The 15,597-nt window shown below is 41.3% G+C and carries 12 protein-coding genes; 9 read left to right on the top strand and 3 right to left on the bottom strand.

What is annotated here, in order from left to right:
• Positions 1 to 10: 10 nt before the first annotated feature.
• On the top strand, positions 11 to 1,093 hold the full coding sequence (gene ydiK / locus Xvie_RS12055) for an AI-2E family transporter YdiK (protein WP_086109557.1): 1,083 nt from the start codon (positions 11 to 13) through the stop codon (positions 1,091 to 1,093).
• 487 nt (positions 1,094 to 1,580) lie between these two features.
• Here the strand turns inward: ydiK and ppsA are convergent, their stop codons facing one another.
• Positions 1,581 to 3,959 carry a phosphoenolpyruvate synthase gene (ppsA, locus tag Xvie_RS12050; RefSeq protein WP_086109556.1) on the bottom strand — a complete coding sequence of 793 codons (2,379 nt, stop codon included), beginning with the start codon at positions 3,957 to 3,959 and terminating at the stop codon, positions 1,581 to 1,583.
• A 313-nt stretch (positions 3,960 to 4,272) separates the two neighbouring features.
• On the opposite strand from ppsA, the gene ppsR reads away from it, so the two are divergent.
• The 8 genes from ppsR to Xvie_RS12010 all read left to right on the top strand — a co-directional run bounded on the left by ppsR (position 4,273) and on the right by Xvie_RS12010 (position 13,616).
• Positions 4,273 to 5,136, top strand: a complete 864-nt coding sequence (ppsR, locus tag Xvie_RS12045) for a posphoenolpyruvate synthetase regulatory kinase/phosphorylase PpsR (protein WP_167376271.1) — start codon at positions 4,273 to 4,275, stop codon at positions 5,134 to 5,136.
• 154 nt (positions 5,137 to 5,290) lie between these two features.
• Positions 5,291 to 6,337, top strand: a complete 1,047-nt coding sequence (locus Xvie_RS12040) for a 3-deoxy-7-phosphoheptulonate synthase (RefSeq protein WP_086109555.1) — start codon at positions 5,291 to 5,293, stop codon at positions 6,335 to 6,337.
• A gap of 490 nt (positions 6,338 to 6,827) precedes the next feature.
• Positions 6,828 to 8,879, top strand: coding sequence for a TonB-dependent hemoglobin/transferrin/lactoferrin family receptor (locus Xvie_RS12035; protein WP_086109554.1), 2,052 nt, complete (start codon positions 6,828 to 6,830; stop codon positions 8,877 to 8,879).
• A gap of 91 nt (positions 8,880 to 8,970) precedes the next feature.
• A complete protein-coding gene (locus Xvie_RS12030; RefSeq protein WP_086109553.1) occupies positions 8,971 to 10,044 on the top strand; it encodes a hemin-degrading factor in 1,074 nt (357 codons plus the stop codon).
• A complete protein-coding gene (locus tag Xvie_RS12025; protein WP_086109552.1) occupies positions 10,041 to 10,859 on the top strand; it encodes a heme/hemin ABC transporter substrate-binding protein in 819 nt (272 codons plus the stop codon). The genes Xvie_RS12030 and Xvie_RS12025 overlap by 4 nt, the downstream gene beginning before the upstream one ends.
• Positions 10,856 to 11,857: a FecCD family ABC transporter permease gene (locus Xvie_RS12020; protein WP_086109551.1), complete on the top strand. Its 1,002-nt coding sequence runs from the start codon at positions 10,856 to 10,858 to the stop codon at positions 11,855 to 11,857. The genes Xvie_RS12025 and Xvie_RS12020 overlap by 4 nt, the downstream gene beginning before the upstream one ends.
• Positions 11,857 to 12,651 (top strand): heme ABC transporter ATP-binding protein, encoded by a 795-nt coding sequence (locus tag Xvie_RS12015; RefSeq protein ID WP_086109550.1) that lies wholly within the window; start codon positions 11,857 to 11,859, stop codon positions 12,649 to 12,651. Before Xvie_RS12020 ends, Xvie_RS12015 begins: the two co-directional genes overlap by 1 nt.
• A 599-nt stretch (positions 12,652 to 13,250) precedes the next feature.
• The gene (locus Xvie_RS12010; RefSeq protein ID WP_086109549.1) at positions 13,251 to 13,616 is read left to right on the top strand and encodes a helix-turn-helix domain-containing protein; all 366 of its coding nucleotides are present in this window, start codon (positions 13,251 to 13,253) and stop codon (positions 13,614 to 13,616) included.
• Between the two features lie 148 nt (positions 13,617 to 13,764).
• On the opposite strand, the gene lplA is transcribed toward Xvie_RS12010, so the two are convergent.
• Positions 13,765 to 14,781 (bottom strand): lipoate--protein ligase, encoded by a 1,017-nt coding sequence (lplA, locus tag Xvie_RS12005; protein WP_086109548.1) that lies wholly within the window; start codon positions 14,779 to 14,781, stop codon positions 13,765 to 13,767.
• A 73-nt stretch (positions 14,782 to 14,854) separates the two neighbouring features.
• Entirely contained in the window at positions 14,855 to 15,340 is a 486-nt protein-coding gene (locus Xvie_RS12000; protein ID WP_086109547.1) for a C40 family peptidase, read from the bottom strand.
• Between the last annotated feature and the right edge of the window lie 257 nt (positions 15,341 to 15,597).

Here is a 15,597-nt window from a genome sequence, read left to right as displayed (position 1 = left end):
AAATAATTTCATGGAAAAATCTCAATCATATCAAGATCTACCCAAGCTGTTATTTGCACTATTTTTCATTTTATTGCTCATCACCACCAGCTTTTGGGTCTTAAGCCCCTTTATTTTGGGGTTTATTTGGGCAGGAATGGTAGTTATCGCAACTTGGCCATTATTGGAGAAATTACAGCAACGATTATGGGGAAAACGCTGGATTGCTGTTTCTATCATGACGTTACTACTGATCTTATTATTTGTCATCCCGATTGCATTACTTATTAATAGCTTAGTAGAAAACAGTGCGCCATTGATTGCATGGGCAAAATCCCCTTCCTCTTTCCAACTTCCACAACTGGAATGGCTTAATAGGATACCCGTCATTGGTGACGATTTATATCTAAAATGGCAGGATTTGATTGCTGATGGCAGTGACATGCTTCTCAACAAAATTCCCCCTTATATCGGTAAAACAGCAACATGGTTTTTTACCCAAGCAGCCAACGCAGGGCGCTTCCTTTTCCATCTGGCACTCATGGTAATATTCAGTGTATTGCTTTATTGGAAAGGTGAGCAGGTTATGCTGAGCATTCGCCATTTTGCCATTCGACTGGCAGATAAACGAGGTGATGCCGTAGTGTTGCTGGCCGCTCAATCCATCCGGGCCGTAGCCCTTGGTGTAGTTGTAACAGCGTTGGTTCAAGCAATCGCAGGCGGAATTGGGCTGATCATTGCCGGCATTCCTTATTCAATGATATTAACAGTACTGATGTTTGTATGCTGTGTTGCCCAGCTTGGTCCTTTACTTATTCTCATTCCATCTATCGCATGGCTTTATTGGACAGGAGAAACAACCTTAGGAACCATTTTAGTTATCTGGAGCTTGATATTAACCACAATGGATGGTGTTCTGCGCCCCTTCTTAATTCGTCTTGGCGCTGATTTACCTATGGTATTAATTCTTACCGGTGTGATCGGCGGAATACTTTCACTGGGTGTTATTGGGTTATTTATTGGACCTGTTGTACTAGCTGTTTCTTACAGCTTACTATTAGCATGGATGAATGAAGTTCCTAAGCCCGAAATCAAGATGGCAGATTCAGAATAAACATTCCGGGAAAAAGCACAAAAAATAATTAAATAACGGCGCGGAAATGATATTTTCGCGCAATTATAATTCCTGTGAATATACCACGCGAATTCCATCATAAATACAAATTCATTTTTCAAAAAAACAACCACCCATCGGAAAAATTGTTGCAAAGAAGTTATTTTCTAAATTTTCTTTTCTAATTTTTATTTATTAAGAGGATTCCTAATGAATAAACTCACTTATTAAATTAATATCCATTTTATCGAAACAAACGTTTCCCAGAGTATTGCCAACCCAGGCTATAACGCCATAGCCTGGGTACAATGAAGTAATATATATTGCTGTGTGTAGTCTTTGCCTGTCAGCCCATGATAGGCTTTTTTTTATGTATTTTATTTTCTCTGTAATTAATCATCCATACTAAAAAATATCATATTACATAGAATATAAAAGCCTGCAAGTTTTCTAACAGGCCTTTTAATTCAGTCCTGAATTAATTCGATTATTTATTTTCAGCCAAAGAAACCCACGTTTTAACGACTGTATCAGGATTCAACGATAAACTATCAATTCCTTCTTTCATCAACCATTCTGCAAAGTCTTCGTGATCCGAAGGGCCTTGTCCACAAATGCCGACATATTTTCCCTGACGTTTAGCAGCTTGAATTGCCATAGAAAGTAATTGTTTCACTGCATCATTACGCTCGTCGAACAATTCGGATACCACTCCAGAATCGCGATCTAACCCCAAGGCCAATTGCGTCATATCATTTGAGCCAATTGAGAAACCATCAAAATGTTCAAGGAATTGATCTGCCAATAACGCATTCGACGGAATTTCACACATCATGATGACTTTCAAGCCATCTTCACCGCGCTTCAAGCCTTGAGATGCCAGCTCTGATATTACAGCTTCAGCCTGAGCCACTGTACGTACAAATGGAATCATCACTTCAACGTTAGTCAGTCCCATCACATTGCGTACTCGCTTAACTGCCTCACACTCCAAAGCAAAACATTGACGGAAGCTGTCAGAGACATATCGCCCTGCACCACGGAAACCCAACATCGGGTTTTCTTCATGCGGCTCATACATATCTCCACCCACTAAATTCGCATATTCATTGGATTTGAAATCTGATAAACGGACGATCACTCGTTTAGGCCAGAATGCTGCTGCTAGTGTTGCAATCCCTTCGGTCAATCTCCCTACATAAAACTCCACAGGATCATCATAACCAACCATCAGCAATTTAATTTGTTCTTGCAACTCAAGAGATTGTTCGGAGAATTCGAGTAGAGCACGAGGATGCACGCCGATCATTCGGTTAATGATAAACTCCAATCGCGCCAAGCCAACCCCTTCATTTGGCAAGCAAGCAAAGTCAAATGCGCGATCAGGATTACCCACATTCATCATGATCTTCACATCCAGTTCTGGCAGTTTATCAATTTCAGAACTCTGAATACTGAAATCCAATTTATTCTGATAAACATAACCAGTATCACCTTCCGAGCACGAAACTGTTACTTGCTGACCTTCTTTTAGGCGCTCAGTAGCATCACCACAACCAACAACAGCAGGGATACCCAATTCACGAGCAATAATGGCTGCATGGCAAGTACGCCCACCACGATTGGTGACAATGGCCGCTGCTTTTTTCATGATCGGTTCCCAATCTGGATCAGTCATGTCAGTTACCAACACATCACCCGCTTGAATGCGATCCATTTCACTAAGATTATGGATAACTTTGACTGCTCCAACACCAATACGGTGTCCAATCGCGCGACCCTCCACCAAAACACTGCCCTGCTCATTAAGTTGGTAGCGTTCCATTACCTGCTGATTTGAACGGACAGTTTCAGGACGAGCCTGCACAATATATAGCTTTCCATTGTGTCCATCTTTCGCCCACTCGATATCCATCGGGCGACCATAATGTTTCTCAATCAATAAGGCCTGTCTGGCCAGTTCTTCCACTTCACTGTCAACCAAAGAGAAACGATTACGCAATTCTTTTGATACATCTTCCGTACGCACCTGCTTCCCATGCTCTTTACTATCTGCATAAACCATGCGTATTTTTTTAGAACCGATATTGCGGCGCACTATTGCAGGACGGTTATTGCTCAGTGTAGGTTTATGGACATAAAACTCATCAGGGTTCACCGCTCCCTGCACGACCATCTCCCCCAAACCATAAGCTGATGTAATGAATACAACTTGATCAAAGCCTGATTCTGTATCAATCGTGAACATCACCCCAGATGAGGCCAAATCAGAACGCACCATGCGCTGTACCCCAGCAGAAAGCGCAACGCCCCGGTGGTCATAACCCTGATGGACACGATAAGAAATAGCACGATCATTAAAAAGTGATGCAAAGACATGCTTGATAGCAACCATAACCGCATCAATGCCTTGCACATTCAAGAAAGTTTCTTGCTGTCCAGCAAAAGAAGCATCCGGCATATCTTCTGCTGTTGCGGAAGAGCGTACAGCGAAAGAAGCGTCAGGCTCACCTTCAGACAATTGCAGATAGGCATCACGAATATCTTTTTCAAGTTGAGCGGTAAATGGCGTATCAATCACCCACTGGCGAATCTGCGCGCCAGCTTTAGCCAATTGATTGACATCATCAACACTGGTTTCATCCAACAATTGATAAATGCGCTGATTAACACCACTTTGTTCCAGAAAATCATTAAATGCCTGTGCAGTTGTAGCAAAACCATTGGGAACAGACACGCCAAGTTCAGCCAGATTAGTAATCATCTCGCCAAGAGAGGCGTTTTTACCACCGACCCGATTAACGTCATTCATGCCTAATTGGTTATACCAGAGCACATTGCTTGGGATGAGGCTGCTATTGGACATTAGAAACTATCCTTTTTTACATTCGGAAGTACAAATCGGAAAATTAAAGCTGCTCTTTACAGCAGAAAATAGCCTAGCACATTGTCTTGTCAGATATAGAAAGGTGAATCGATCAACCCAACAATATTATTTTTTTGCGGGTATAATCTGAAAAATGGAGCGTATAGATACCGCCTGATAATAACTATTATCAATAAAAACTATTTCCATAAGGAACTATTTTTAATAAAAACTATTCACATAAGAACTATTCAGCCAACAAAGCAGCTATTTGAAATACGAAGGGTATAACAATAAAAGAAGAGCGATGATAATGATAAAAATTCATACCTCCCAAGCATCTGATAACAAAATACTGGAACGCAGCGTATTTTTTATTTCGGATGGAACAGCAATCACAGCAGAAGTATTAGGCCACGCAGTGTTGTCTCAATTTCCCATTGAGATTACTTCCTATACCTTACCCTTCGTGACAAACAAAGCCAGAGCCGAGGAAGTCAGAGATCAAATAAACATGATATATCAACAGACCCAAGTCAGGCCTTTAGTTTTTTACTCCATCATTTCAAATGAAGTCAAAAATATTATCACCTGTAGCGATGGCTTCTGTCAGGATATTGTTCAAACATTGGTTGCTCCATTACAAAAAGAAATCGGCTTGGAACCAAAGCCTGAATTGCATCGGACTCACGGCTTATCTAAAAAAAACCTGGGGCAATATGATGCGCGCATTGCTGCCATTGATTACGCCCTCGCTCATGATGATGGTATTTCATTGCGTAACCTTGAGCAGGCTCAAGTGATTATTCTCGGCGTATCCCGTTGTGGAAAAACACCAACCAGCCTCTACCTTGCAATGCAATTCGGTATTCAGGCAGCAAACTATCCTTTTACTGCAGATGATATGGATAATTTGCAATTACCCGCAGCCTTAAAGCCTTTTCAACATAAATTATTTGGCCTGACGATTAGTCCAGAAAGACTCGCTGCTATTCGGGAAGAACGACGTGAAAATAGCCGTTATGCTTCATTACGACAATGTCGGATCGAAATTGCTGAAGTTGAAGCTTTATTCCGGAAAAATAAAATTAATTACCTGAATACCACCAATTATTCTGTCGAAGAAATTTCCACCAAAATTATTGACAGTATGGGACTGAAGCGTCGTATGTTCTGATTTCAAAATACAAGCATGTTTGACAATATTTATTCACGGCACTTTCTCGTGCAAATATCATGATTGTCTGTTGAATTTGTTGGAAGTTGAGTTATTGTGATTCCCCGGTTATTCCAGACACTGTCTCAATATGAAGTAGAATTCGAGAAAGTATATGTACAAAACAGATGAATTAAGAACCCACCGTATTGATAGCCTGATAACACCTAAAACGCTTGCAGAGCTATATCCTATATCAGACAAAACCTTGCAAAATGTGACATTGTCACGAAAGCGTATTGAATCCATTCTGACAGGAGATGATCAACGTTTATTGGTCATTATTGGCCCCTGTTCCATTCATGATGTTGATGCAGCTCTTGATTATGCCTCCCGTTTACGCACTCTGCGCGAACAATATCAGCATAATCTAGAAATTGTGATGCGAGCTTATTTCGAAAAACCGAGAACAGTCGTTGGCTGGAAAGGCTTGATTTCAGATCCTATATTGGACGGTTCTTGTCAAGTCAATAAAGGGCTCTCCCTTGCCCGCAAGCTATTAATTGATATTAATGAATTAGGCGTCCCGACTGCGACAGAATTTCTGGATATGGTCACTGGTCAATACATTGCCGATTTAATTAGTTGGGGAGCTATCGGTGCCAGAACGACAGAGAGCCAAATTCACCGAGAAATGGCTTCTGCCTTGTCATGCCCAGTTGGTTTTAAAAATGGAACGGATGGCAATACGCTTATCGCCATTGATGCAATACGCGCAGCACGAGCTAAGCATATGTTTTTGTCCCCTGATAAAAACGGTCAGATGACTATTTATCAAACCAACGGAAACCCTTATGGGCACATTATTATGCGTGGTGGGAAAAAACCAAATTACAGTGCCGAAGATATTGCAACGACCTGCCATAAACTACGTGAATTGCACTTACCTGAACGTTTGATTGTGGATTGCAGCCACGCTAATTGCCAGAAAATTCATCGTCGTCAGCTGGATATAGCCAGAAATATTGGTGAGCAAATTCAATCTGGCTCAACAGCTATTGCTGGTGTTATGGCCGAAAGCTTTTTAGTCGAGGGGGCACAAAAAGTCATTAAGGGAGAACCTTTGACATACGGGCAATCTATTACTGATCCATGCCTTAGCTGGCAGGATACAGAGAAGTTTATCAGTATCCTTGATGAAGCCATGAGAAATCGTTCCTGAATCCTCTCGTTATTCTGGCTCCTACTACGCGACGGAGCCAGTCATCTATAAAAACAAATCATTTAAAATCAAAAAATTACTACTCAAATTCAGGTATAAAAAAAAGAGCTTGAAGTTAACCACCATTGAAACGATAATTATTCTCAATATTAGAATAATTATTGTTCAAGATTGGTTATGGAAAAATTAGCACATCATCAACGTTGCTACACTAGTCTCCTGCAGCAGCAGATTCTTCCTGATCTATCCAATGATTCTGTAAAGATCAATTGCATCGATGGTCAACAGCTCTTGGGAAAACCGTATGCTATAGAAATTTGCTATCACAGCAAATTTTTCGGTTACATCCGGCCAAATCCAGCAAATTTATTCTGAGGCAAAAAGAAATCTAACAAGCTCACCTACTAAATATCAGCTAGGTTTTCAGTTAATTGTGTTCAGTGATTTGTATTCATAAAAACACACTATTTCAGCATGGAGATTGACCTGCATGACTCTAATTAAACCACCAAGCCTGAAACTGTCTACATTGAGTGTCGTCATCTTCGCAAGTTTATCTTCTGCGAATGCAGCAACAGTACATGCCGAGAAAAACAAATCATCCAAGGATACTTTAACTGTCTATGCCACTGGCAACCAGCGTAACAACTTTGAAGCCCCCATGATGGTTACAGTTATTGAAGGAAATTCAGCCAGCAATCAAGTTGCAGGCAATGCGAATGATTTACTGCGTAACATCCCAGGCATCAATATCGCTGGCACTGATCGTGCCAATGGACAAGACATCAGTATGCGAGGATATTCCCAAAAAGGTGTTTTAACTCTCGTTGATGGCATTCGACAAGGTACCGATACAGGACACATCAATGGCATATTCCTCGATCCTGCGCTGATCAAGCAGGTTGAAGTTGTTCGTGGTCCATCAGCGTTATTATATGGCAGTGGAGCTCTGGGTGGTGTTATTGCTTATCAAACAGTAGATGCTGCTGATTTATTGGAAGAAGGTAAAAATAGCGGATTTCGCGTCTTTAGCCGTGCAGGAAGCGGTGACCATAGTTTGGGCTTTGGAGGAACTGCATTTGGTAAAACAGAGCAGTTTGATGGCTTAGTTGCATTTGGTACCCGTGATGTGGGTAATCTCCGTTATGGAAATGGCGTAAAAGACCAGAATGACGAAACCATTGGTAATCTTTTGGCAAAAGGCTCCTGGCAGATCAATGACAGCCAAAAGCTTAGCGGCAATTTGCGTTATTACCGTAATGAAGCACATGAGCCTAAAAACCCCCAATCTCCAAATAGCATTGGAAATCAACGGATAGATCGCACCACAGCACAGCGTGATGCTCAATTGTCTTATCAATTAAACCCTGAAAAATACAGCTGGTTAAACGCCAGAGCGGATATCTATTATTCTGATATAAATATTAATAACAAAAGTAAAGACAAAGGTTTTGAAGGCCGTAAACAGGAAACTTATGGTGTAAAACTTGAAAACCGCTCTCATCTGGGAACCTCTGCCTTTGCGGCACATCAATTCACCTATGGTGGTGAAGTCTATAAACAAAAACAAAAGCCAAGTAGCAGTGTTATAGAAGGATTTCCTAACGCAGATATCCGTTTTGCATCTGGTTGGGTACAAGACGAAATGACTCTGCGTGATTTGCCTGTCTCGTTTATAGCGGGTACACGTTACGACAATTACAAAGCATCAAATAACAAATATGACGATATCAGTGCCGATAAATGGTCATCAAAAGGTGCTATTAGTATTACCCCTACAGATTGGTCAATGCTATTTGCCTCCTATTCACAGGCATTCCGCTCTCCGACCATGGGAGAAATGTATAACGATTCGAAACATTTTTATATGCCTTCAAAAAGTGGAGGTCCCGGACTTACAAACTATTGGAAACCAAATCCAAACTTGCGCCCTGAAAGCAATGAAACCCAGGAATATGGTTTCGGACTACGTTTTGATGAACTGTTTGCCAGCAATGATGATCTGAAATTTAAAGCCAGCTATTTTGATACTAAAGCGAAAGACTACATATCTTCTACTGTAACGCCTGATATGAGATTTACGACATCTTTCAATATTCCAAAAGCCAAAATTTGGGGTTGGGATGTTTCCATGACGTATGACTCAGATTGGTTCTCCTGGGATCTCGCTTACAACCATACAACTGGCAAAAACAAAGAAACTGGAGCATCTATAGAAGCCCTCAGCCCTGACACCCTAACCAGTACTTTGGACATTCCATTGTCCGCGACAGGTTTTTCTATCGGATGGATTGGCAAATTTACTCAACATACCAAACTCAGAGGGGTAAATGGTGACAGAAACGAACGTGGTCAAAAGATCACTCAATACGCGGGTTATAGCGTCAATGATTTCTACGTCAGCTACCATGGTGATGGAACATTAAAAGGGTTAACTACCTCCGTTGTACTGGGTAACGCTTTTGATAAAGCCTATTATTCATCGCAAGGAGCGCCACAGAGTGGCCGTAATGCTAAATTGTTCGTCAGTTACCAGTGGTAAATAACAAACAGACCATTATTTTGGTTCTAAGACAACGTTATTTTTAAGATAAAGTTATTTTTAAATGCCGTTTTTTAAGGAGTTAGCAACAGTGAATCAGTCACTTTATGAACGTTACCAACAAGCCAAAGCAGAAAACAAAGCTAAATACGCACGCGACCTGGCTGCTTACCTTAACGTCAGCGAAGGAGAGTTATTGCATAGCCGTGTCGGTATTGATGCAAAACGTTTGAGCATTAATGCTCCTACCCTGCTTCAGGAGCTGGCAATAGTTGGTGAAACCAAGGCGATTACCCGCAATGACTTCGCCGTCCATGAACATGTTGGACGCTACGAAAATACTAAATTCAGCCCGCATGTAGGTTTGATCCTCAATCCACGCGAGCTTGATTTGCGCTTGTTCTTCGATCACTGGAACAGCATTTTTTCTTTGGTTGAACCAGCCAAGAATGGTATGCGTCACAGCATTCAATTCTTTGATCGCCAAGGCGATGCGTTACATAAAGTTTATACCACCAGCAATACCGACATGGCTGCATGGGATGCCCTGATCGAAAAATATCAGACCAGTGAAAACCCAACGCTGGAAATTCAGCTGGAAGAAATGCCTGAGCATGCAGAAGTTACCGAACAATTGAAAGCGCAGCTAGATGAAGAGTGGCGTGCAATGACTGATGTTCACCAGTTCTTCATCATGATGAAACGCCACAATCTTAACCGTCAGCAAATCTTCAATGCAGTTAAAGATGATTTAGCTTATCGCGTGGATAATTCGGCACTGACCCAACTTGTTGAGACTGCTCATAAAGATCAAAACGAAATTATGGTTTTTGTCGGAAACCATGGCTGTGTTCAGATTTTCACGGGTAAATTGGAACGCCTTATGCCTTATCAGGAAGAAAACTCTGCCCAGAAATGGCTCAACATTTTCAACCACAATTTCACTCTGCACCTGATTGAAAGTGCCATCGCAGAAAGCTGGGTAACCTGCAAACCAACAGACTGTGGCTTCGTTACCAGCCTTGAGTTGTTTGACGCCAATGGCAATCAAATTGCACAATTGTTCGGCCAACGTACTGAAGGCACCCCTGAACAAACTCAATGGCGTGAACAAATTGCCGCCTTGCCTAAACTACAACCAGAACAGGAAACTTGTATAGCATGAAAAAATGGCTTCTAACATTTATGCTTGCCATCTCTTTCAATGTGTTCTCTGCCGAACGGATTGTTACAATTGGTGGTGATGTGTCTGAAATTGTTTTTGCACTTGGCGAAGGACAGCATGTTGTCGCAAGGGACAGTACCAGCCAAAATCCCAAAGCATTACTCTCTCTCCCCGATATCGGGTATATGAGGGTTCTGAATTCAGAGGGGATTTTATCCATGCGCCCATCACTGGTGATCGCAAGTGAATCGGCTCAACCTTCTCTGGCTCTCAAGCAAGTCGAAGATTCCGGTGTAAAAGTCGTTAAAGTGACCAGCGAAACCTCGTTAGAAGCCGTTCCTGAAAAAATTATGACCGTCGCCAAGGCGGTCAATCAGGAAAAACGTGGCGAAGCATTGATTGCCCAATATCGGCAACAACTGACTGAAATCACCACGTCAGATATTCCTACTAAAGTTGTTTTTGTCATGAGCCACGGAGGCATCATGCCAATGGCAGCTGGACAGCAAACAGCAGCAGATCAAATTATCCGTTCCATTGGTGCAAAAAATGCAATGCAGGGCTTCAAAGGTTACCGTCCTTTATCCCAAGAAGGTGTTATTGCCAGCAAACCGGACTTACTACTGGTCAGCACCGAAGGACTAAAAACTTTGGGTGGCATGGATAAAGTCTGGAAACTTCCTGGATTGAGCTTCACGCCAGCAGGAAAGAAAAAACAGGTCGTTGTTGTTGATGAAATGGGTTTACTTGGATTTAGTCTGCAAACACCTGCTGTTATGAAACAAGTCCGTGATGCGGCGGAGAAAGTGCAATGAGTCGTTCTCAATCCCCCAGCTTCGGTTTGATAATGCTAGGTTTCTTGTTGTTTTTTCTAGCAATTGGCTCAGCAAATATGGGGGCATTGCCACTTTCCTTTAAAACACTGTGGGAATCCTCTTTGGATGACCCACAGTGGCAGATTTGGTTGAATATTCGGTTACCACGTATTTTACTGGCGATCCTTGTTGGAGGCGCACTGGCTATCTCTGGTGCCGTGATGCAAGGATTATTCCGCAATCCTCTGGCTGATCCCGGATTATTAGGGATCAGCAGTGGCGCTGCGCTTACCGTCGCAATGGTTATTGTTCTGCCTTTCACCCTACCTGTCAGCATTGCGTTATACGGACATATTATTGCAGCTTTTGTCGGCAGTTTATTGGTATCATCCCTGATATTCATCCTTAACAAATATAATCACGGCAATCTGTCAAAGCTACTGCTTGCCGGTATCGCTATCAATGCGCTATGTATGTCATTTATTGGCGTATTGAGTTATATCAGTAACGACCAACAGTTACGCCAGTTTTCGATTTGGATGATGGGTTCACTCAGTCAAATAGAATGGCCAACTTTGACTATTGCCGCCTCAATCATTGTCCCTGTTTGTATACTGACATTCAGTCAGTCACGGAAGCTCAACTTACTGCAACTGGGCGACGAGGAAGCGCACTATTTAGGCATTAATGTCCAACGCACCAAATATCAATTATTGCTATTAAGTGCCTTATTGGTCGGATGTGCAGTCGCTTTAAGCGGTGTCATTGGTTTTATTGGGTTAGTTATCCCACATCTTGCCAGACTACGGTTTGGGGGTGACCATACTTGGTTACTGCCGATATCTATCCTAGGCGGTGCCTGTCTTTTGTTAACAGCTGACACATTAGCCAGAACATTAGTTTCTCCTGCGGAAATGCCAGTAGGCCTTATTACTGGTTTGATCGGCGCCCCTTATTTTTTATGGCTCATTCTTAAGCCAGCAGGAGGCCGTTTATAATGAAACCGATCATTTCAGCTAATTTACTTGAAGCCCAAAATTTAAATTATTTTATCGGGCAGCGTCAGATAATCAAAAATATTTCTCTTTCTATTTGTCAGGGTGAAGTTGTAGCAATTATTGGCCCGAATGGGGCGGGAAAATCGACGTTACTACGTTTGTTAACCGGTTATATTCCACCCGATTCAGGAGACTGTTTGCTAAAAGGAGTCCCCATTTCCCGTTGGCCCACTCAACAACTGGCCCGCATTCGTGCAGTAATGAGACAATATAGCTCCCTCTCTTTCCCTTTTAGTGTCGAGGAAGTCATCGCCATGGGACGTGTCCCTCATGAAAATGCCCACAAGAGGACTGCCATTGATGAAGCTATTGCTTTAACAGAATGTGAAGAACTGAGGAACAGGAATTATCAACATTTATCTGGGGGAGAGCAGCAACGGGTTCAACTGGCAAGAGTTTTAGCTCAACTTTGGCACCCGGAACCTACTGAATCTTGCCTATTTTTAGATGAACCCACTTCAGCATTGGATCTTTATCACCAGCAGCATACATTACGCTTGGTTCATCGCCTGACACGACAACAGCCTATTGCTGTCTGCTGTGTATTGCATGATTTAAATCTCGCAGCACTTTATGCAGATAAAATTATTCTGTTGCACAAAGGGCGATTAGTTGCATCCGGATCCCCACAAGATGTACTGCGTGACGATATTCTTAAACAATGGTATCAAGCCGATTTAGGCGTTATGCAACATCCTGAGACACACCAGCCACAAATCTATCTCAGACAATAAAAGGCTGCTGTTTATTTTATTCTCCCTTTTCTCAGTGCCCTCTTCGCTGGCAATAATTCGAAATCAACTTAGTAGATAGCGATAAGAGAAAGAGGCAAATTTTACAGATCACAGCAAAATTTGCCTCAAATAAATAGAAAGAATGAGATTAAAACAGTCTAAAATCAATTAATGCATTGATTTATTTTATTTTTGATAAATGCACTGTTTTCAGGATAAAGGCAAATACTAAAGAGCAGCAGTAAGACAGCAAAATAACAATAATCAGCAAAATTAACTCCTGAAAAACTTCCGTCAGTAAGCCGTCCAGCATTCTATTTTGCAGATAATCAAATAAATCAAATTCGATTACATTACAGCCTTATTTATAATTAATAACATAGAGTCATAATATTCACTTGTACTAAAACTTGATGTTCATCTGGTGTGATGATTTATTTTACAAGCAAAAAATAAACCATCTGTAACAGTTATTAACCATAAACAGCACATTTTGCGTATACGATAAACCAGAAATTCTTAAAATGGCTCACACAATAACGTAACTAATTATTTATCTGTATATTTTTAGCAAAAGCCCACCCATGTGGGAGGTAAACATGTTAGAAAATGTTATCAACGATATTATCAGATGGTTAGAAAGCCAGCTTCAACAGACTGAAGGCATCAAAATAGATGCGATAGCCCATAAAAGTGGTTATTCAAAATGGCATTTACAGCGCATTTTTAAGGAGTTGAAAGGCTGTACATTAGGTCAATATGTACGCCGACGCCGTCTCCATGAAGCAGCCAGATCTTTACATGAAGACAATTTGCCGATTCTTGATATTGCTCTTCAGTATGGTTTTAGTTCTCAGGCTACATTTACTCGAATATTTAAAAAGCATTTTAATACTACACCCGCTAAATTCAGGGAAAATGGGAAATTGCCTGAACTCAAGACATTCTTACATTGTGAGGAATAAATCCCGTAAGAAATAAATGCTGCGAAGAATAACTGCACAACAATAAATAACCCATTCTATATTTCAAACCCGCATTTATAATAAATGTCACCCTTTATGGTCAACCTTCCCGTTGACCATTTTTTGCATTTTATCAAACGTTCTTCCATTATTTCAGCTCACTAACAAGCCAATGGTTCAACTGCTGTAATTCTGCATTCAGAGAAGAATATTGCCCACTGATTTGCTGAATCACTTTCCCAACCGTTTCTGATTGATACTGCACTCCGATTAATTTTTCAGATAATAATTCAAGCGGTGCAGGATCCAAACTGTCAGTAAATATCTGGCAACGGCTAATTACACCATGCTCAACATCAAAATGCAGCTCAACACCACCCCAACGGAATCGTGTATCCAGTACATGGCTGAAGACAGGAGTCTGACCAAAGTTCCATTCCCAACTGCTTTGCCTAGCAAAAATATCACTAAAACCGGGTAAATCAGGCAAAGCTTGTGGTGAAATAACTTCTGCTTTGGCTTCCTCACCGAAATATTCAAAAAATGAATCAATGATCCCCTTACAAATTGTTTCATGTGTAATATCTGGCAACAACTCAACTAAATTTGTCACTCTGGAACGAACTGACGTGATACCTTTCGCCTGTAATTTTTTAGGGTCTGGATTCAGATAATCAGCAAGACGATTTAAGTCAGCATTGATCAACAAAGTTCCGTGATGAAAACCCCTATCTTTAGTTTCCTTATATGCGGAGCCAGATATTTTACGCTCCCCCTCAGGAGAAGATAAAACCAAATCATTGCGACCAGAAGCTGCTGCATAAATTCCTGACTTTTTCAAACCTGCAAGGATGATTTGTGTGGAAACAGTTTTGTCATATTCAGGCTTACCTGCCATAAAAGTAAAACATGTATTGCCCAAATCATGGAAAACCGCGCCACCTCCACTGCTACGTCTAGCCAGTTTGATTCCATCTTGCTCCATTTTTCGGGTGTTACACTCTTTCCACGGATTCTGCGCACGCCCCACCACAACAGTATTAGCATTGCGCCATAAAAACAAAACGCGCTGATTTGGAGGCATCTGTCGAAAAATACATTCTTCAACAGCAAGGTTAAACCAGGGATCATGAGAATCTGAAAGTAACAGACGTAATGAGGACATTTTTGACTCCGGCAGAAAAACAGAGCTTTAAGATATCATAAAGCGCTGCCGGAATAATGAGATGAAAATGAAATCACATTCTACGGGCCTGCCAAAAAACTCGGCGCCAATACACATTATCAAGAGAGGAGCGTATTACACCTTTACTTGTGGATGCATGAATAAATTCATTGTTAGTATCATAAATACCCACATGCAACCCACTTTTTCCAGTACCCGTTTTAAAAAACACTAGATCCCCGGGCATCAGGTCATCTTTGCTGATCCGTGTGCCCAATTTAGTTTGTTCACTTGTTGTTCGGGGAAGTTGGATATTAAAGCGGTCATAAAAAGTTCGGTAAACAAAACCAGAGCAATCAACGCCATGCTTATCCAAGCCACCGTAGAGATATGGCGTATTATGCCATTGGTCTAGTTGATCTCTTAACTGAGCGATGACCATTATTGGATCAGAAAGAGCCGCTTTCAATGGAGGTGAATTAGATTTAGTTATAGAATTAGTGCAACCAATGAGAAAAAAACTAAATAATAAGCATAAATACCTTATTCTTATTGCCATCCGTTTGCCCTCAATCATCATATATACCCTTCGTCTTTCAAGTTGCCTCTTTGTTGGCTACACTCACTCACCTCAGTCACATAGTTATCTATGCTCCCGAGGATTCGTTCCCTTGCCGCCGCGATGCACCTTGAAATCCATTGGGTACAAAAACGATAAACTTTATTGAGCGAGAAATAAAAAAACAAGCACTTATTCTAAGACTTTTCATAATAATATGACGTTATATGGCGCTTTTATTCATCAATCTTTATAAA

The sequence above is a fragment of the Xenorhabdus vietnamensis genome (assembly GCF_002127535.1).
GTDB lineage: Bacteria > Pseudomonadota > Gammaproteobacteria > Enterobacterales > Enterobacteriaceae > Xenorhabdus > Xenorhabdus vietnamensis.
The sequence above is the reverse complement of the archived record's forward strand: the minus strand, read 5'-3'. Positions and strand labels throughout refer to the sequence as shown.

What these genes read in the sequence shown, in the direction of transcription:
- ppsA (WP_086109556.1), bottom strand. Translation starts at nt 3,959, where the DNA reads ATGTCCAATAGCAGCCTCATCCCAAGCAATGTGCTCTGGTATAACCAA.
- Xvie_RS12035 (WP_086109554.1), top strand. Translation starts at nt 6,828, where the DNA reads ATGACTCTAATTAAACCACCAAGCCTGAAACTGTCTACATTGAGTGTC.
- Xvie_RS12000 (WP_086109547.1), bottom strand. Translation starts at nt 15,340, where the DNA reads ATGGCAATAAGAATAAGGTATTTATGCTTATTATTTAGTTTTTTTCTC.
- Xvie_RS12010 (WP_086109549.1), top strand. Translation starts at nt 13,251, where the DNA reads ATGTTAGAAAATGTTATCAACGATATTATCAGATGGTTAGAAAGCCAG.
- lplA (WP_086109548.1), bottom strand. Translation starts at nt 14,781, where the DNA reads ATGTCCTCATTACGTCTGTTACTTTCAGATTCTCATGATCCCTGGTTT.
- ppsR (WP_167376271.1), top strand. Translation starts at nt 4,273, where the DNA reads ATGATAAAAATTCATACCTCCCAAGCATCTGATAACAAAATACTGGAA.
- Xvie_RS12015 (WP_086109550.1), top strand. Translation starts at nt 11,857, where the DNA reads ATGAAACCGATCATTTCAGCTAATTTACTTGAAGCCCAAAATTTAAAT.
- Xvie_RS12025 (WP_086109552.1), top strand. Translation starts at nt 10,041, where the DNA reads ATGAAAAAATGGCTTCTAACATTTATGCTTGCCATCTCTTTCAATGTG.
- Xvie_RS12020 (WP_086109551.1), top strand. Translation starts at nt 10,856, where the DNA reads ATGAGTCGTTCTCAATCCCCCAGCTTCGGTTTGATAATGCTAGGTTTC.
- ydiK (WP_086109557.1), top strand. Translation starts at nt 11, where the DNA reads ATGGAAAAATCTCAATCATATCAAGATCTACCCAAGCTGTTATTTGCA.
- Xvie_RS12040 (WP_086109555.1), top strand. Translation starts at nt 5,291, where the DNA reads ATGTACAAAACAGATGAATTAAGAACCCACCGTATTGATAGCCTGATA.